The 18,708-nt window shown below is 39.8% G+C and carries 15 protein-coding genes; 10 read left to right on the top strand and 5 right to left on the bottom strand.

Annotated features, from left to right (window positions below):
- Positions 1-8: 8 nt before the first annotated feature.
- Together EO112_RS01180 and sufU are read left to right on the top strand one after the other, a co-directional pair.
- The gene (locus EO112_RS01180; protein ID WP_127162556.1) at positions 9-1,238 is read left to right on the top strand and encodes an aminotransferase class V-fold PLP-dependent enzyme; all 1,230 of its coding nucleotides are present in this window, start codon (positions 9-11) and stop codon (positions 1,236-1,238) included.
- Between the two features lie 13 nt (positions 1,239-1,251).
- On the top strand, positions 1,252-1,677 hold the full coding sequence (sufU, locus tag EO112_RS01175; RefSeq protein WP_009353628.1) for a Fe-S cluster assembly sulfur transfer protein SufU: 426 nt from the start codon (positions 1,252-1,254) through the stop codon (positions 1,675-1,677).
- Positions 1,678-1,786: 109 nt separating this feature from the next.
- On the opposite strand, the gene EO112_RS01170 is transcribed toward sufU, so the two are convergent.
- Positions 1,787-2,011: a (2Fe-2S)-binding protein gene (locus EO112_RS01170; protein WP_009353629.1), complete on the bottom strand. Its 225-nt coding sequence runs from the start codon at positions 2,009-2,011 to the stop codon at positions 1,787-1,789.
- A 221-nt stretch (positions 2,012-2,232) separates the two neighbouring features.
- Between EO112_RS01170 and EO112_RS01165 the strand changes: the two genes are divergently transcribed.
- The gene (locus tag EO112_RS01165; protein ID WP_127162554.1) at positions 2,233-2,904 is read left to right on the top strand and encodes an HAD hydrolase-like protein; all 672 of its coding nucleotides are present in this window, start codon (positions 2,233-2,235) and stop codon (positions 2,902-2,904) included.
- 235 nt (positions 2,905-3,139) lie between these two features.
- On the opposite strand, the gene EO112_RS01160 is transcribed toward EO112_RS01165, so the two are convergent.
- On the bottom strand, positions 3,140-4,366 hold the full coding sequence (locus EO112_RS01160) for an aminopeptidase (RefSeq protein WP_127162552.1): 1,227 nt from the start codon (positions 4,364-4,366) through the stop codon (positions 3,140-3,142).
- An 85-nt stretch (positions 4,367-4,451) separates the two neighbouring features.
- On the opposite strand from EO112_RS01160, the gene EO112_RS01155 reads away from it, so the two are divergent.
- Genes EO112_RS01155 through EO112_RS01125 form a run of 7 tightly spaced genes read left to right on the top strand, consistent with a single transcriptional unit; the run spans position 4,452 to position 16,221 of the window.
- Positions 4,452-5,048, top strand: coding sequence for a helix-hairpin-helix domain-containing protein (locus tag EO112_RS01155; protein ID WP_127162550.1), 597 nt, complete (start codon positions 4,452-4,454; stop codon positions 5,046-5,048).
- Positions 5,045-7,255 (top strand): ComEC/Rec2 family competence protein, encoded by a 2,211-nt coding sequence (locus tag EO112_RS01150; RefSeq protein WP_127162548.1) that lies wholly within the window; start codon positions 5,045-5,047, stop codon positions 7,253-7,255. Before EO112_RS01155 ends, EO112_RS01150 begins: the two co-directional genes overlap by 4 nt.
- Before the next feature lie 10 nt (positions 7,256-7,265).
- Positions 7,266-8,234, top strand: a complete 969-nt coding sequence (gene holA / locus EO112_RS01145) for a DNA polymerase III subunit delta (RefSeq protein ID WP_127162546.1) — start codon at positions 7,266-7,268, stop codon at positions 8,232-8,234.
- Positions 8,235-8,241: 7 nt separating this feature from the next.
- Positions 8,242-9,594, top strand: coding sequence for a VanW family protein (locus tag EO112_RS01140; RefSeq protein ID WP_127162544.1), 1,353 nt, complete (start codon positions 8,242-8,244; stop codon positions 9,592-9,594).
- Between the two features lie 24 nt (positions 9,595-9,618).
- Complete coding sequence (locus tag EO112_RS01135; RefSeq protein WP_127162542.1) at positions 9,619-13,317, top strand: PolC-type DNA polymerase III; 3,699 nt, start codon at positions 9,619-9,621, stop codon at positions 13,315-13,317.
- A gap of 12 nt (positions 13,318-13,329) precedes the next feature.
- Positions 13,330-14,883 carry a gluconokinase gene (locus EO112_RS01130; protein ID WP_127162540.1) on the top strand — a complete coding sequence of 518 codons (1,554 nt, stop codon included), beginning with the start codon at positions 13,330-13,332 and terminating at the stop codon, positions 14,881-14,883.
- Positions 14,884-14,901: 18 nt separating this feature from the next.
- Positions 14,902-16,221, top strand: coding sequence for a gluconate:H+ symporter (locus EO112_RS01125; RefSeq protein WP_009353623.1), 1,320 nt, complete (start codon positions 14,902-14,904; stop codon positions 16,219-16,221).
- 49 nt (positions 16,222-16,270) lie between these two features.
- On the opposite strand, the gene EO112_RS01120 is transcribed toward EO112_RS01125, so the two are convergent.
- The 3 genes from EO112_RS01120 to grcA3 form a co-directional block, all read right to left on the bottom strand.
- On the bottom strand, positions 16,271-17,452 hold the full coding sequence (locus tag EO112_RS01120; protein WP_127162538.1) for a sodium/glutamate symporter: 1,182 nt from the start codon (positions 17,450-17,452) through the stop codon (positions 16,271-16,273).
- A 239-nt stretch (positions 17,453-17,691) separates the two neighbouring features.
- Positions 17,692-18,462, bottom strand: a complete 771-nt coding sequence (gene pflA, locus EO112_RS01115; RefSeq protein WP_062403051.1) for a pyruvate formate-lyase-activating protein — start codon at positions 18,460-18,462, stop codon at positions 17,692-17,694.
- Between the two features lie 6 nt (positions 18,463-18,468).
- Positions 18,469-18,708, bottom strand: coding sequence for an autonomous glycyl radical cofactor GrcA3 (gene grcA3, locus EO112_RS08395; RefSeq protein WP_009353611.1), 240 nt, complete (start codon positions 18,706-18,708; stop codon positions 18,469-18,471).

The raw sequence follows: 18,708 nt of genomic DNA, 5'->3' as shown, positions 1-18,708 counted from the left end.
GGGATAGTATGAAACCAATAGCAGAGGCATATAAAGATTTTCCAATTTTAACAAGAACTCATCGTGGTAAACGCATTGCTTACTTGGATAGCGGTGCTACTACACAAATTCCAGTGCCAGTGATGAAAGCATTAGAAACGCATATGGCGAATCATAATGGAAATCCCCATCGTGGAGCCCATGTGCTTGCTATGGAAGCATCCGAGGCCTATGAAGGTGCTCGTGATGTGGTGCAACGATTCATTAATGCTCGTAAACGCGAAGAAATTATCTTCACTCGAAACACTACTGAAAGCTTGAACTTAATTGCTCATTCCTATGGCTTGAAGCATGTAAAAGAGGGAGATAAAATCGTCATCACTATAGCGGAGCATCATGCAAATCTTGTGACTTGGCAATATGTATGCCGAGTGACAGGGGCCACTTTGGAATATATGTACCTAGATGAAAATGGTCACATCAAAGATGGTGAAATGGATAAAATTGATGGATCTACAAAAATTGTATCCTTTGCCCATGTAAGTAATGTGTTAGGTATGGAATTTCCAGTAAAAGAGCTGGTGGAACGCGCTCATGCTGTTGGTGCTATTGCTATCCTAGACGGAGCGCAATCGGCTCCTCATCAAGCTATTGATGTACAAGCTTTAGATTGTGATTTCTTCGTATTCTCAGGCCATAAAATGTGTGCTTCTCAAGGTATTGGTGTGGTGTATGGTAAATATCACTTATTAGAAGACATGGATCCATTCTTATTTGGTGGGGACATGATTGAATATGTGAAAGAGCAAACCACAACATTCAATGAAGTACCTTATAAATTTGAGGCTGGCACACCCAATGCACATGGTGCTGTTACATTAAAAGCTGCCATTGAGTATTTGGAACAGTTTGGTATGGATGCTATTCATGAATATGAACAAGAATTAGTGCGCTATGTATTACCTAAACTAGCGGCTATGCCACATATTCATGTATTAGGTAGTGCCAATCCAGAAGAAAAGCATGGAGTCATTGCTTTCACTGTGGATGATGTACATCCTCACGATGTAGCAACTATCATGGATAGCCATGGGGTATGCTTACGTTCTGGTCATCATTGTGCGCAACCACTAGGTGCTTACTATGGAGTACCGGCATCTAACCGTATTAGTATGTACATTTATACTAAAAAAGAAGATTTAGATCAATTTTTGGAAGCCCTGAAAACAGTTCGACCAACCATGGGCTTGTCAGAGTAAGGAGAACAATACCATGGAAATGGATCAAGTGTATACGGAACTGATTTTGGAGCATAACCAAGACAAGCGTAATAAGCGTTTGTTAGAGGTGTTTACTGCTAGTGAACATGGTCATAATCCAAGTTGCGGTGATGATTTAACATTGCAAGTGAATGTGGTAGACGGTATTGTAAAAGACGCTGCTTATACAGGTTCCGGCTGTGCTATCAGCCAAGCATCGGCATCTATGATGATTGATGTCATTACTGGTAAATCCTTAGAAGAAGCTTTCCAACTAGTGGACCTTTTCTTAGGAATGATCAAAAAAGAAGTGACTGATGAAGACGAATTAGAAGCCTTAGAAGATGCGATTGCTTTGCAAAATATTTCTAACATGCCTGCCCGTGTTAAATGTGCAGTGCTTGCTTGGCATACATTGCGTGAAGCATTAAAGAAATAAAAAGAAGGCTGCTACAGAATGATGTACATTCTTGAGCAGCCTTTTTTGTGTATATAAAAAAGATAGGTGATATGTATCACCTATCTTATGGTTCTTATGTTGGTCGTGCTTACCATTGTCCTTCTTGGTGTTCCTTTAAAAGTTTCACCACTCGTGGGCCACAGCCTTTGCCACCGCATGCACCGGTACCAGCACTAGTGCGCTCTCTAATTTTAGGAAATGTATCGCAACCATCTAAGATTGCTTCTTTGATTGCTTTTCTTGTAATACTACGGCAAGTACAAACTTTTGTTAATTTATCTAAAATGGCCGTAGGAATTTGATTATCTTCCATACTGTCCTCCTACTATATAGAAACTTTTCTATATACAGTATACTCTTTACTGTATGACTTGTAAAGGTATTTTTCACAGCTAAGAAATGTATCCTGTACCTAAGAAGATATAGAACTAGTATACTTTTGAAAGTAGAACTGACACATGGAAACAACTAACGATTACTTATTATCTGTATTAACCTATATATTACCCCGCATTTATTTTGATAGGAGTCATTATGATTTGTGTTATTTTTGATTTAGATGGAACATTAACAGATTCTCATGAGGGAATTTTAAAATCTATACGTCATGCCTTAACGAGTATGAATCATCCTATTCCTGATGAGGACACATTACAATTATTCATTGGTCCACCGTTGGCGGATTCTTTTAAAGAACATTGCCATATGACAGATGAAGAGGTGGAGCAGGCCTACAACTTTTTCAAAGAACGGTATGATTCCGTTGGAAAATATGAAAATGCAGTGTATCCCCAAATTGAAGAATCCTTAAAAGCGCTTCGTAAAACAGGTGCCTATGTTGGGATTGCTACGGCAAAACCAGAAGAACAAGCGAAGGATATTATTAAGCATTTTAAACTAGATCCATACTTTGAAGTAATTCGTGGGGCCAATCGAGAAATTGGTTTAGTCCATAAGCTAGATATTTTGAAAGAGGCGCTGCAAGATATGGAGACCATTACAGCCCAAAAATATAAAATCTCCCGTTGGTATATGGTGGGAGATCGTAAATACGATATGGAAGCAGCCAAAGCATTAAATTGTGTGGCTATGGGGGTATCCTACGGTTATGGTTCAGTGGAAGAATTAGAATCTGCTGGTGCTGATTATATCTGTGAAAGCCCATCCGATGTACTAGTAAATATTGCTGTAGATACATTGCTATAAGGCACTATTCACAGTACAATTAGGTTATAGATCTAGAAGATCATAGGCTCGTCATAGAATAGATTACTAGTATATGGCAGAAAACAAATAGACACAATAAAAAGAGGAACCTTGCGGTCATGCGAGGTACCTCTTTTTTGCATTACTATATGTTAGTTCATACCCTTCCCATAAGATGGGGAGTTCTGATGATTTTATGGGGAACATGCATAGTAGTTTGTTAGATAGAGCGCCCTTATACTTGCAAGCGTCCTTCAATCATAATAGGAACTTCTTTGCCGTCTTTAGTGGTGCCCATGATATTCATTTTTTCATGACCAATCATAAAGTCTGTATGTGCTAAGGATGTATTTAGTCCACGATCGTGTAGTTCTTCTTGAGATAATCCATCGCTGTGGGCTAAGCAAGTTGGATATGCAGCACCTAATGCTAAGTGGCAAGATGCATTTTCATCGTACAAGGTTTCAAAGAAAATCATATTGGATTGGCTAATAGGGGAATAATGGTCTACAAGGGCTACTTCTCCAAGGTAGCAAGAGTTTTCATCGGTTTCGATGAGGTTTGTTAAATACTCACGACCTTGTTTGGCATCGTAGTCAACGACCTTACCATCTTTGAATGTTATATGGAAGTCTTCGATACGGTTTCCATCATAGATCAATGGTTTCGTAGAATACACGATACCGTTGGCGCCTTTATAGTGCGGTGCAGAAAATACTTCTTCTGTTGGAATATTGGCATCAAAGATAATTCCTTTTTTAGATGATTCTTTACCACCTAACCATAAGTGCCCTTTTGGCATTTGTAAAGTTAAGTCTGTACCGTTTGGACAGGTATAATGTAAGGATACCAATTGTAAATCATTCAGTGTTTTGGTGCGCTTAGCAAGGCGATCTAAATGGTTGGCAAAGGATTCTTCTTCTGGTACGTGTTTCATACGACATAAGGTAAAGATAGTATTCCATAAGCGGTTGATTTTCTCTTCGTCTGTGCCCTCATAACCAAGCAAATCAGCCCATGTGAGAGTAGCTACTGAGGCTACACACCAAGTAAGGGTGGAATCCATAATGGCCTCGTGGTAAAATTTAGTTAACTTGCCCATGCTACGAGAGGCGAGGGCGATTTTTTCAGAAGGAACGCCTTCATAGGCAAATGGATTCGCACTGATTAAGGATAAAATACATGCGTTGGAATCAAGGATATGGTGATACATATCTTTAATCCAAGGCGCGGGATTAGATAAGACCTCATCTTTTACATTGGATAGACGAGACTTAGCTGTGATAGTGCTACGCCAATTAATGTGCACATCTTTGGCACCCAGTGCATAGGCCTCGTCCACAACGATGTATACAAAATCTTTATTTTCTACATCTCCATTGATGACTAACAGTTGGTTTTGTTGTAAATTGACTCCTTCTTGTAGTAAAAGACGGGCATATTGTTGTAAATCTTCTTTCATAATACCTCCCAATATATACTGGTAGTGAATTTTAAAGGATACTACTCATCTATGACGAACCTTTTGTTTGAAAGGATGTGATAGAATGAAAGTAACAAATCGAAAACGAATTGGCATCATCGTATGCCTATTCCTACTGTGTGTATGTGGATACTATCTTATTATAGCAGATACACCAATGAAAGGCGATGGATCACCATCTGATACCCAAAAGATTGTGAGGCAGTTAGACAAAGGAAATCGTGGTGGTCCAGTGGAGAAGGAAACGAAAGCAGATACAATTTTGGTGTATGTCACAGGAGCGGTAGAAGAACCAGGCTTGTATGAGCTACAAAGCCCTGCGACGGTGAAGTCAGCTATTGAGGCCAGCAAAGGACTATTGCCCTATGCAGATGTGAATCATCTACATTTAGAAGATACCTTAGAGGAAAGCACACATATTCATGTAGATTTCAACTTTCACGGAAGTCCTGAGGAGTTACTGCGAAAACAAAATATCTCTATTAATGATGGAACCGAAGCAGATTTACAAAAAATATCGGGCATAGGCCCTAAGATGGCGAAAAAGATTGTGGACTATCGTCAAGAACATGGTCCTTTCAAAAGTTTAGAAGAATTACGACAGGTGAAGGGCATAGGACCTGCATTGTATAAAAAAATTGTGGAGAAAGTACGATTATGAAAAGGTTACCCAAGCCAATAGATCTAGGTATCACCAGTGTGCTAGGAATGCTATTGGGAATTTGTATGAGCCTATACGAAAACGAATTACACACCTATCTTATGTATTGGTTAAGTATTATTACTATATTTGGCATCCTTGGGATAATAGGATTACGTGGATACGAACAACGTAATGAACATATGTATAAAATAATGCGATATGTGATGGGCTTAATGGGTATTATTTCTGTATTTACTGCTATAGGATATGTACATACAGATCGAGTCATCACACACTATTTTGAAGATAGACCGTTTTATTATGGTGCCGATGGTGCCTATTATGTGCAATTAACTAGTAACCCACAGCCTACGGTGACGCTAGATGGGATTATGACCATGGTAGATGCTGATGTAGAAGGTATGGATATAGATAAGAATGGCGCTACTGAGCATGTGCCAGCTAAGGGAAGTATTCGTATCTATGTGCCAGGAGAACCACCTATTCATATGGGAGACCGCTACGTCATTCGTGGTACTGTGAAAGGCTTTACCTATTACGAGCAAAGTGGTTCTCTGTCTATGAAAACGAGACATATCAATGATGGATTGCAAGGAAATTTGTACCAAGGTACCATAGAAGGTCCCTATACAGTAGAGAAGACCCTAGGCACATGGATAGCTGATACGGGGTATGCGCTGGGCGCTTATCTAGATAGAGTCCATCATTGGGTGGCACAACAATTTGAAGAGAATCTAGATCCATCCATTGCTAGCTTAGGCTCCTCCTTGGTACTAGGCGGTCAATATGCTATGCTACCAGAAACGATGGTAAAATTATTCAGTGAAACAGGGCTTATCCACATTTTGTCGGTGTCAGGGTCTCATATTGCCTTGTTATTTCTCATTATTTCTATCGTATTGCAGCGGTTGCATTTACGTAAAGGTGTAGAATTTTCCATCACTTGTGCTTTGATTTTACTATACTGTACAATTGTGGGCTGGAGTCCGCCAGTATTACGATCTGCCATGATGGGACTCTTAAGTGGATACGTTGTTATGCATGGTGGTATGTATCGTGCTTTACATGCGCTCCTACTATCTGCCTTATGTTTACTGTTATGGAAGCCATTATTCGCGGTAGATATTAGTTTTGTGTTATCTTTTGGGTCTACCTTGGGGATCATCGGATTGTATCCCTATGTGTATCGGCTATTTCCGCCGAATCCTATCTCTAAAGGGGTGGCTTTATGTATCTCTGCACAAGTTCTTATATTTCCAATTGAATTATATTATTTTCATATACTTAGTTTTCTTAGTATTTTGTCCAACCTTATAGTAGGGCCCTTGCTAGATATGGCGATTATAGCAGGTCTTTTCTTGGCTATCCTAAATTTAGTATTTACTTTTACATTAGGTTGGTCCCTCTTAGGTTTCATTCTGAAAGCCAGCATGTCTCTTTTATTTGCTATTCGTAATCTAGGTCTATTGTGGTCACCGCCGATGCCTTTATGGTTAGTGGTAGTGTGGTATCTAGGCGTGGCGTATATATATTGGTTATTAGCACTGAAAGAGCCTATTCGTGTGGCATGGAATAGGATGGCAAGTATTGCACTCTTGGTAGTAGGGATGTTGCCTTTAGTACTATCGTATGTAAAACCAACGGTGCAAGTCGTGCCTATTGCTATCTCCTCAGGACCAGCTTTCATGGTCTGTAAGACAGGCTTTCATAAGGAGGCGTATCTTTATATAGATGCTAAGAATGGCGATATTTCACCGCGAGCGATGAAACAATGTGTAGATGCCTTGCATCATCGTGGGTTTAGTCGTTGGAATGGTGTGTTTGTAGAAGGATATCAGAAGGGGTACACTCATGTGGATACCTTAGAACATCTTTATAGTAAAGGGCAAGCAGCTAAAGAGCTAACACTAGATTGGTTATCTGTACAACTTCACAGGAAAGCAGGCTATGAAATTATCGTAACAGGACACAGAAAGTTTCACTTTCACCCTAGAAAAGAAGGAGAAAAAGTTCAAGAAATAGTGTATAATACTAAGAGAGAAACAAATACAATATATGGCTTGACCGCTAGCAATCAATTATTGCACTATCAAGAACGAGGGGCAACGCATTTTATCGTGTGGAATACCTTGCACAGTCAATTTGATGTGGAGGAAGGCGTGTATATTGTAGGTAGTGATGAAAACAATGTAGTAACATTATAAGAGGTGCCAGATGGTTACATTGCTCTATGGAGATGAACCACAATTATTAGAAGAAAAAAAACAGAATCTCTTACATCAATATACAGATCGGACCTTGCTTACCTTGCGTGAAGAGCAAGGTCCCGGTTCTATTTTAGGACAATTACAAGAAGTATCTCTCTTTGGTGAACCACGAGTATTTCTGCTTGTCCATTTGCCTATCTTTGATAAACCGAAGAAAAAGCTGGCTCCAGAGTGGCAAGGATTGCGAGACTATTTGCAAAGCTATACTGGAGATGATCCTATTATTGTAGTGTATCCAGAAACCATTGATGGACGGTTGCAAGGAAATAAAGCATTTTTGGGAGCTGTAGAATCCTTTAAGTTTGAAAAAGTAGAGGGAGAAGCTCTCTTTCAGTGGATACAACAACATTGCAAGGCGCATAAGCAAAAGATAGATCTCGATGGCATGGCATATCTACGTGACTTGGTAGATTTGTGGAAAGATGTGCCTTTAGCATTTTTGCGCACAGAATTTGATCGATTGTTCCTACTGCTAAAAAAAGGGGAATCGATGACAGCGCCATTTTTAAAAGAGCATATGACAGACTTTGGAGAGAAAAATATTTTTCGCTTTAAAGATGCTTTATTAGCGAAAGATGCACGAACATTACTAGATTTATTCCCCTCTATGCTAAAGAATAGAAGTGTAGATATGGCGATGGCTTATGTGCATAATCAAATGCATTTACAACTCATGGTCAGTGAATGTGCCTATTATGGGATGACATTACCTGAGATTCAAAGCTTATTTAAGGAAAAAGTGATGAAAGCCAATCCCTATACAATTAAATTAGCCTTTGAAGCGCGCCGAAAAATTCAAATCCCAGCGGTAGCAACATTGATTAGCCAGCTGTATCATTTAATTTTGCAAAGCCGTCAAGGTATAGCAGATATGAGCCAATTTCAAGATATTTGTTTAGCCTATTGCGCAAATTAGGAGAAGTATGAAACGAAAGTATATTGCCACTGTGTCAGCTCTTATAGTTGTCGTTGGGGGAGCTGTAACAGGGCTTGTATGGCCTACGGGAAACACTATTTATGGATTAACTATAGATGGTCATAGTATATCTCATCAAAGTATGGATGAAGTAGACACCTATTTACAAGAGCGGAACACACAGTCACAAAGGATTCGCATAGTGGATCCTAAGGGAAAAGAAACGACCGTGAATTTAACAGATTTAGGGGTTACCATAGATAGGGTGGGAACCTTAACTGATGTAATGGATTATGGCTATGAAAGTGATGTCATGACCTATGTCATGCACCGAGTAGATGCGTTACTTCATGGAAAAGCGATGAACATTCGATATAAAGTAGATGGACCTATGGCTGAGTCCTACTTTATGAATTACGCTAAGGCCATGGGACAAGTAGGAACTAATGCCACTGTTACTTTAGAAGGTAACACAGTGGTACATCAGCCCGCTAAGGTAGGCCGTAAGTTAGATGTGACAGCTACTATGAAGCGATTGCAAGAACAATTGCAAGAAGGTAAGGTAAAGACCCTAGAACTTGTTATCAATGAGTCTGCACAGCCTACGATAACAGATAAAGATTTAGTGTCTATCACTTCCATATTGGGGTCCTTTACGACTTATTTTGATGGCTCTAATACAAGCCGAGCCCATAATATTCATTTAGCATCTCAAAAAATTCATCAAACTTTTATTCCGGCAGGGGGTATTTTCTCCTTTAATCAAGTAGTAGGAGAACGGACTGCTGAAGCGGGTTATGACGATGCACCTGTATTTATGGGAGGACGTTTGGTGCCAGGTATTGGTGGCGGAATATGCCAAGTAAGTTCTACTTTATTTAATACTGCATTGTTATCTGGTATGGATATTGTAGAACGTGATACGCATTTTGCTCCTGTTTCCTATATACCAGTAGGCTTAGATGCTACTGTGGCGTGGGGATATATTGACTTTCAGTTTAAAAACCCTTATTCTCATCCCATCTATGTGATTGCCGAAGAAGGTGCTGGCTATGTGACAATTACTATATTAGGAGCTAAGGAAGATGTACCACAGTCTGTAACGATTACAAAGGGTAAAGAACAAAGAATTCCTAATAAAAAGATAGAAAAAATCGATGAGGCTGTGAAAGAGGAAACTGTAGAGGAAGCAGGTCATGAGGGAGTTTCTGTAGATACGACGAGAACCATAGTATATGGAGATGGGCGATCTTCTACCTATACCTTTAATTCTTATTATGAACCTGTAGATACGGTTATTGTCACAGGTCCTAATGTGGTAAAAAAGCGCAAAGAGGATTCTAATAAAAAGAATGGATAGTTGAATCAATAAGGGAGTAGTACGATGAAATACTATCATTTAGTACGAAGAGGAGAATCTAAAACAGATTTTTACTTTTACTTAAAAGATGGAAAATTGCATATATTTGGCTCTCCCGCTAAGGGAACATTAGATCCCGTGGTGCAACAACGCATAGAAGAGATTTGTCATGCTATTGGATGTACCTACGAAGTGATAGATACTGGGGATTTCATGAACCAAATTATTCTCACTCGAATGCCTAATGTAAACGTAGAGCAAGTCGTTGGAGATGATTTAGGAAATAGCCCTCTGGAAGATGCGGAGTATCTTTTTTTACAACAGGCTAATGAAGTAGCAGATTACGATATCTATTGGGATATGGATGAAGAGAATCGGTTCGATGAAATGGAACTCTATGTGAGTCGTGATGGTACCATAAAAACTTCGTCGGATTATGATGATTTGTATGATGCACCAGTGGTCATAGATCGTCCTAATACTCCGACTTTAACTGTGACTGGTAATTCTTCATATCCTATGCGGAGACGGAAGCTAACCACTGAAGATGGGATGTTATTAGGCCCTGTTTTTGATGAGGCAGACACGCATCAGACAGATGATTTCTTTGTAAGAACTGGAGAACAGGTTGTCATATCGGGACACTTTCACAGTTTAGATATACGAGAAATTCGACCTAAGGAAGATAGTAAGGCTGTACAAAAAGCACGTGAAAAAGGTGAGGAGCCTAAAAAACGGTATATTATTACTGGTCATCTAGTGGACAATCACAATAGCTTGGCAATTAAACGATTTACTAGCCCTTCTGAAGACGGACCCAAGCTATTAAAAATTTTAAAATCTGTTGGGAAGGTGCAAATCAAAGGGGAAGTCATCTATGATGAGCAATTTGTACGAGACTATGTGTTAAACATGGATTCTGTGCGCCCTGTGGAGGATACGGACAATGCGAAGCGCACAGATACTCACGAGGAAGCCAGAGTAGAACTTCACTTACATACAAAAATGTCCGAGAAAAATGCGCTAGTAGCAGTGAAAGATATTGTGAATCGTGTGAAAGATTGGGGACACCCAGCGGTAGCCATTACTGATCATGGGGTGGTACAAGCATTCCCAGAGGCACAGGCCTATTCCTTAGAAAAAGGCGTGAAGATTCTCTATGGTGTAGAGGCCTATTTAATTGAAAAAGAGGACCAATCGACACCACATCATATTATTATGTTTGCAAAAAATATGGTAGGTTTACGGAATCTGTACAAGATGATTTCTATTAGCCATTTGAATTATTTTGATGAGTACCCAAGATTGCCAAGAGCTGTCATTGAAGACCATCGTGAAGGGATTCTTATAGGAACGGCTTGTAAATCTGGAGAATTGATTCAAGCTATGGTTCACGGTGCTACCGATGAAGAATTGCAGGAAATTGCTACATTTTATGATTATTTAGAAATTCAACCTCATGATAATTACAAGAGTTTTATAAAAGAAGGCTTGTTAAAAAATGAGGAAGATTTAAAAGAGATTAATTGTCGTATCGTCGGTTTAGGGGATACCTTGCAAATGCCTGTAGTAGCTACAGGTAATGTGCATTATATGGATCCTAAAGACAAAATGTACCGTGAAATCATGCTTACCGCTAGCGGTGTGAAAGATGCAAAAGACAAAGCAGATCAGCATATGCGTACCACTGATGAAATGCTAGAGGAGTTTGCTTACTTAGGAGAAGACAATGCCTACAAAGTGGTAGTGACCAATACGAGAGCCATAGAGCAAAGTATTGATTATATTGTACCTATTCCTAATGGCACCTATTCACCAAAAATTGAAGGGGCTGATAAAGCCTTGGAAGATATGTGCTATGCGAAAGCAAAGTCTATCTATGGAGATCCCTTGCCAAAGACAGTGCAAGATCGATTGGACTATGAACTTAAGAGTATTATCGGCAATGGTTTCGGTGTGTTGTACTACATTGCCCATAAACTAGTAAAAAAATCTTTAGATGATGGATACTTAGTAGGTTCTCGTGGTTCTGTAGGATCCTCCTTTGTAGCCACCATGGCGGATATTACGGAGGTAAATCCATTAGAGCCACATTATGTGTGTCCACAGTGTAAATGGAGTGAGTTCTATTTAAAAGGGGAATATGCGGGGGGCTTTGACTTGCCACGTCGTAATTGTCCTGAGTGCGGTACGCCACTCATCGCGAATGGTCACGATATTCCTTTCGCTATCTTTATGGGATTCCATGGGGATAAGGTCCCAGATATTGATTTGAACTTCTCTGGAGATTACCAAGGCCGTGCCCATAAATACACGGAAGAATTGTTTGGACGAGACAATGTATTTAGAGCTGGAACCATCGGTACCATTGCGGATAAAACGGCGATTGGCTATGCCTACAAATATGCAGATGTGAATGATTTACAAAAACGACGAGGTTTTATTGAAAAGTTATCTACAGGCTTTACAAAAGTAAAGAATACCACAGGTCAGCATCCGGGAGGCATCATGGTTTGCCCACGAGATATGGATGTACATCATTTCACACCAGTTCAATATCCAGCTAATAAAAAAGAAAGTGGCATTATTACCACACACTTTGACTATCATTCTATTGAAGGTCGTATGACCAAACTAGATATACTGGGCCATGATGATCCTACTATCATTCGTATGTTAGAAGATATGACGGGTATACCATCTACGAGTATTCCTTTTGATGACCCCGCCACATTGAGTTTATTCTCCTCAACGAAAGCATTAGGCTTGACGCCGGCTCAATTACAAGGGGATAAAGTGGCTACCTTGGCAGTACCTGAATCAGGTACTGGATTTGTACGGGCTATGCTGGAAGATTCAAAACCACAAACCTTTTCTGACTTAGTGCGGATCTCTGGTTTCTCTCATGGTACAAATGTATGGGTAGATAATGCGCAGACCTTGATTAAAACAGGGACATGTAAATTGAATGAAGCTATCTCTACCCGTGATGATATTATGAACTTTTTGCGTAATCACGGTGTAGCAGATAATGTAGCCTTTTCTGTTATGGAAAATGTGCGTAAAGGGAAGGGTATCGAAAAGCGTAATAAAGAGGGGATTGCCCAAACAGATTATGAAGACCAAATGCGAGCAGCCCAAGTGCCGGAGTGGTTTATTGGGTCTTGTAAAAAGATTTCCTATTTATTCCCACGGGCCCATGCCGTAGCTTATGTTATGATGGCATTCCGTATTGCTTGGTATAAGATTAATTATCCATTAGCATTCTATGCATCGTATTTTTCTATTCGAGCAAAAGCCTTTGACTTGAAAATTATGATGGGCTCCTTGGAAGAGCAGCAGCAAGAGTTTAAACGTTTGAAAGTATTAGCTGCGAAGTATGAAGCATCACCAAAGGAAAAAGATTTAATGTCTGCCTTAGAGATATCCTTGGAAATGAAACAGCGAGGGTACTCATTTGCCAATGTAGAGTTATACAAATCTCAAGCAAGACGGTTTATGATTAAAGATGAAACCTCTTTATTACCGCCATTTGTAGCTGTTACTAGTTTAGGCGAAAAGGTAGCAGATGCCATCGTAGAAGAACGAGAGCAAGCAGAGTTCTTATCGATTAAAGATTTGCGGAGACGTACAAAAATGTCTCAAACCATTGCCAATCGCATGGTGGAATTAGGTTGTTTAGGCGACTTACCAGAAGATGAGCAAATGAGTTTATTTGGATGATAGGAGGTATATATGTCAGAAGTTAGAGAAGCAGTATGGATAGGCGTTGATGTGGGAACTACAGGCGTGCGTGCTATGGCATATACAGCACAAGGTAAATCTGTAGCTGTACGAGATGCTTTTTATCCATTAGAAACACCACAATATGATCGAGCAGAGCAGAATCCTCAACAAATATATGATGCGGCAGAAGAAGTCATTGCTGGAGTTGTAAAAGATTTACAATATAAACTAGTCACTATATCCGGGATTGCTTTAAGCTCAGTGATGCATAGTTTTATTCCTCAAGATGAACATTTTGATTTATTAGGGAATATGATTACTTGGGCAGATAGCAGAAGTTCCAACACTGTACACCGTATGGAACAAGACGAAACGTGTAAACAATTCTACTATAGAACAGGCTGTCCGCTACATGCATCCTATCCATTGGCAAAAATCATATGGGTCAAAGAAAATCAACCTGAAATCTTTGCTCGTATGGCGCATATTGGATCTATTAAAGATTACATGTTCCGTTTGATGACAGGAGAATGGGTAACAGATAAATCAGTGGCATCTAGTTCTGGTTTATTTAATGCTTTTACAGAAACTTGGGATTCTGAGATTTTAGACTATGTAGGAATTCAAGAAGAACAACTACCTAAGGTAGTATCTACTACGTATAGTGGTAAGTTAGTAGCAGGCGTAGCAGAGCGTTTAGGTTTACCTGTGAATACACCGGTTGTCATCGGTGCTACTGATGGAGTACTGGTGAATGTTGGTATTGGCGCTGTATCTAAAGGGCAGTTAAGTGCTACTATAGGTACATCTGGGGCTATACGCATGCTTACAGAAAAGCCGCAAATGGATCCAAAAGGTCGTACTTGGTGCTATAATTTAACAGATACCATGTGGGTGGCTGGTGGAGCTATCAACAATGGTGGTATGATTTTGCGTTGGATGCGAGATCGTATTCTACATTATCATGGCTCCCAAATGGAACAATTATCGGTGGATCCTTATGATTTAATGACTATGAAAGCAAGACATGTACCGGCTGGATCTGGTGGCTTGTTATTAATGCCATACTTTACTGGTGAACGAGCTCCCTATTGGAACTCTGATCTGCGTGGTGCTTTCGTAGGTTTATCCTTAAATCATAGTCGCTCTTACATGATTCGCGCCACAATGGAAGGAATTTGTTATAGCTTGCGGTTTGTTCTCGATGCATTACGTGAGTTTGAAGAGGTAAAAGATATCCGCATTAGTGGTTCTTTCACTAAATCTGAATTATGGGTACAAATTATGAGTGATATATTCGGTGAACATATCACATTACCAAATAATAGTGAAGGTGCCTCCTTTGGCGCCGCTGTGTTAGGGTTTATTTCTGATGGAACTTTGTCAGATATTAAGGATACCGCAGAGCTAGTACAGCCTGAATGTATCTATCACCCTAAGGAGCAACATCAAGCCGTATATGAAGAACTTTTCTCTATTTATGAAAGTTTGTATATTCATATGAAAGACGATTTGGCACGTCTTGTTCAGTTCCAAAAGGAACATCCATTTAGTCGTTTATAGTTAGAAAGGAGACTAGAAATGCCATTAGTTATTCTTGCATTAGGAATTATTTTACTATTTTTCCTAATCGTAAAAGTAAAGATGAATAGCTTTTTATCATTGCTATTAGTCTGTGTATTATTAGCCTTTGGAGAAGGATTGCCACTTGACAAAATTTTCCCAACTATTCAAAAAGGCTTAGGAGCTACCTTAGGTGGTTTAACAATCGTAGTAGGCTTTGGCGCTATTTTAGGTAAATTGATGGCCGATAGCGGTGGAGCGCAACGTATTGCAACTACATTGATCAACATGTTTGGTCGTAATAATGTAAGATGGGCTGTATGTTTAACTGGATTTATTGTAGGTATTGCTTTATTCTATGAAATTGGTTTCGTTTTATTGATTCCTTTGATCTTTACCATTGCTAAATCTGCAGATATTCCATTGTTAGAGGTAGGTATGCCAATGGTAGCAGCCTTATCTGTGACACATGGTTTCTTGCCTCCACATCCAGGTCCTACAGCGATTTCTGTATTATTTAATGCAGACATTGGATTAACATTGGTGTATGGTATTTTAATCGGTATTCCTACAGTTATTTTGGCAGGTCCATTATTGTATAATACTGTGAAAGATATCAAAACAGATATCCCTGAAGGCCTTCATAATGATAAGGTATTTACAGAAGAGGAAATGCCATCCTTTGGAGTATCTATCTTTACAGCATTAGTACCAGTTATCTTGATGGCCGCTACAGCTATTGGTAAAATGATGAATCTACCAAAAACATCTACCATTATGGTCATTCTTAACTTCATTGGTGATCCTTCTGTAGCGTTGACAATTTCTATTATTATTGCTTTCTATACGTTTGGCTTCGCTCGTGGCAAATCTATGAAAGATATTATGGCTACTTCTGAAAAAGCGATATTAACAGTAGCTATGATTCTATTTGTTGTAGGAGCTGGTGGAGCACTAAAACAAGTATTGATCGATAGCGGTGTGGGTACCTATATCGGTGAATTAGTGATGCAAGTGAATGTATCTCCATTAGTATTAGCTTGGTTAATTGCTGTGGTGATTCGTATTGCTGTTGGTTCTGCTACAGTGGCAGCTATGACAGCTGGCGGCATTGTGGCGCCGTTAATTCCATTAACAGGTGTAAGCCCTGAATTGATGGTAATTGCAGTAGGTGCTGGTTCTGTATTCTTTAGCCCACCAAATGACCCAGGATTCTGGTTATTTAAAGAGTTTTTCGGATTATCTGTCAAACAAACATTACGCTCTTGGTGTATGGTAGAAACAGTGATTGCCGTATGTGGATTAATTGGTGTAGAAATCATTAATTTATTCTTATAATAAAAAATCCCCAGTCCAGTGAATGGATTGGGGATTTTATATTATATATTTACCAATAGAACTGCATGATCCAATGTAAGATAGGGATACCCAATACATTGATTAATACAGTAGCTGTAATTGGAACAACTAGGAAAGCTTTTACAGATTTTCTGTAGCGACCACCGAGGGTTGCGATAGTTGCTACCGTGTTTGGTGTGATTCCTAAGCCGTGGCCAAGGAGGGCGGCGCCGATGACAACGCCGTCGTAATCTTTACACAGCACAGGGAATACGATGAATCGTGTAAACAGAATAATCGCAATGACTTGTACCACAAGAATCACAAGCATTGGTCCTGTAAGCGCACGTAATGCGATGACAGGTACGCTCATGAACACAGTAGTTAAGAAGATGGTAATACTAATTTGACTAAATAAGGCAATAGCTTTAGAATTGATGAACGTTTGGCCCATGGCATCGCCACCATTACGAATAGCAATGGCCAATAACATGGATACAATGAACGTAGGAATGTGCAAACCGAAGGTATCTAATAAGTAGTGGGAACCGCCGATGCCGATGCTGACACAGATTAGAACCAACAATAAGTTGATGATAATCCCAACCGGTGTCGGTGCTGGTGAATCTGGTGGAGGAGGTGCTGTTTCATAGCGATTGAACTTTTCGATTAAATATTGTCCCATAGGACCGCCGATGAACACACCGATAATGGTAGTGAATGCAATGATACCATGTGCCACAGTTTCACCATTTAAGGCATTCCCTAAGTCATGACCTAAGGCGGACACAAAGTTGTAGCTGCTTTCAAGAGATAAAGAGCCTAATAAAATAGCATAGTGTTTGTCTAATCCAAATAGACTAGCTAGTCCTAAGCCAATGCTGATTTGCATAATCACAAGCAAAGTACTCATGCCCCAGTAGCGAGGGATTGCTTTTAACGAAGATGTACAAATTTGCACGGGCGCTACTAGCCCCATAGTGGCGAAGAATGCCACCATAGCAGGAACGAGAACAGACTTGTCCAGAGTAATGAGTATAAGACCAGAAATTTGTAGTAGAAATACAATTATTGCTACAGTTAAACCACCAATAGCAGGCACTGGGATAGCCCAACGATGCAAGATGTTAATGTGCTTGTGCATAAAGGTTCCCAGTAAGAAGGAAAACAGTGAGAGTATGACCGTTTCTACGGCGCCAAGATGTAATTGTAGCATGTACGACGATGCCATGAAATGCCTCCTAACTTTAGATACAAAAGACTATGATGGTGCAATGGTACACATAGGATTCACTTGAACCAAAATCATAGTGAGATAGTCTGAAATAATACCCTCCTATTATACAACTAAACATCTAATATGTAAAAGCTATCCATAAGAAATAAATATTAATATATGAACAAAAAAAGCGCACCGTCCACGAAGGATAGTGCGCTTTTATGAAAGATCAGGAAAGTATTATTATGAGTTTAACTTTCTGGTGTTTTAAGAGGACACCATAAACCTCGGCGGTAGTCGCGTATTCCAGAAAGGACAACGCGGAGTGCACGCTGTGCGTCAGCTTTTGAGAGGGGCGGTATTCCATCTAAGCGATAGGAAATGCCAAGACTTTCATATTTATTAACCCCCATGACGTGGTAAGGTAAGCAATCTACGGCTTTCAAATGTTTGAAGGCACCTAGAAAGAAACCAAGCCGATACCAGCGATCGCGATTATCTGTGATGGTTGGGACTACCACGTGGCGCACCCAAAAATCTGTTCCATGAGCGTCTACAAATTGAGCGAACTCTAGGACCGCATCATTAGGTTTGCCGGTTAGTGTTTCGTGTATAGAGGAATCGATCTCTTTCACATCAAGAATGACTAAATCCGTTACGTCAAGAAGCAGTTTGTACTCTCTAGCCTGTTCCTGTGTGTAGCAAATCCCGCTTGTATCTAGACAAGTATGAATTCCCTTTCCGTGAAAGAAAGTAAAGAGTTCGATAATAAAAGGGAGTTGCAACAATGCTTCGCCACCAGTGACAGTAATGCCTCCAGTGATATAAAAGTCTCGATTCCTTTCAAATTGTGTCCACACATCTGCCACCGTCATTTCTTGGGCATACGTAGAGGGATCCCAAGTATCTGGGTTATGGCAATAGGCACATCGCAATGGGCAACCTTGAAGAAAGAGGACAAATCGCATGCCCGGACCATCCACAGTTCCCATAGTCTCAATGGAATGAATACGACCTACCATAGTGTATTACATGGATTGATGGAATGTACGAGCAATCACTTCGTCTTGTTGAGCTTTTGTCAACTTATTGAAATGAACCGCGTAACCAGATACACGGATAGTCAATTGTGGATACAATTCAGGATGTTTTTGAGCATCTAATAATGTTTCACGATTGAATACATTTACGTTTAAATGGTGGCCGCCTTTTTTGCTGTACCCATCTAATAACTGTACTAAATTATCAACTTGTTGTTCGTTTGTCAT

The sequence above is a fragment of the Veillonella sp. VA141 genome, assembly GCF_003992175.1.
In the GTDB taxonomy this organism is placed as follows: domain Bacteria; phylum Bacillota; class Negativicutes; order Veillonellales; family Veillonellaceae; genus F0422.
The sequence above is the reverse complement of the archived record's forward strand: the minus strand, read 5'-3'. Positions and strand labels throughout refer to the sequence as shown.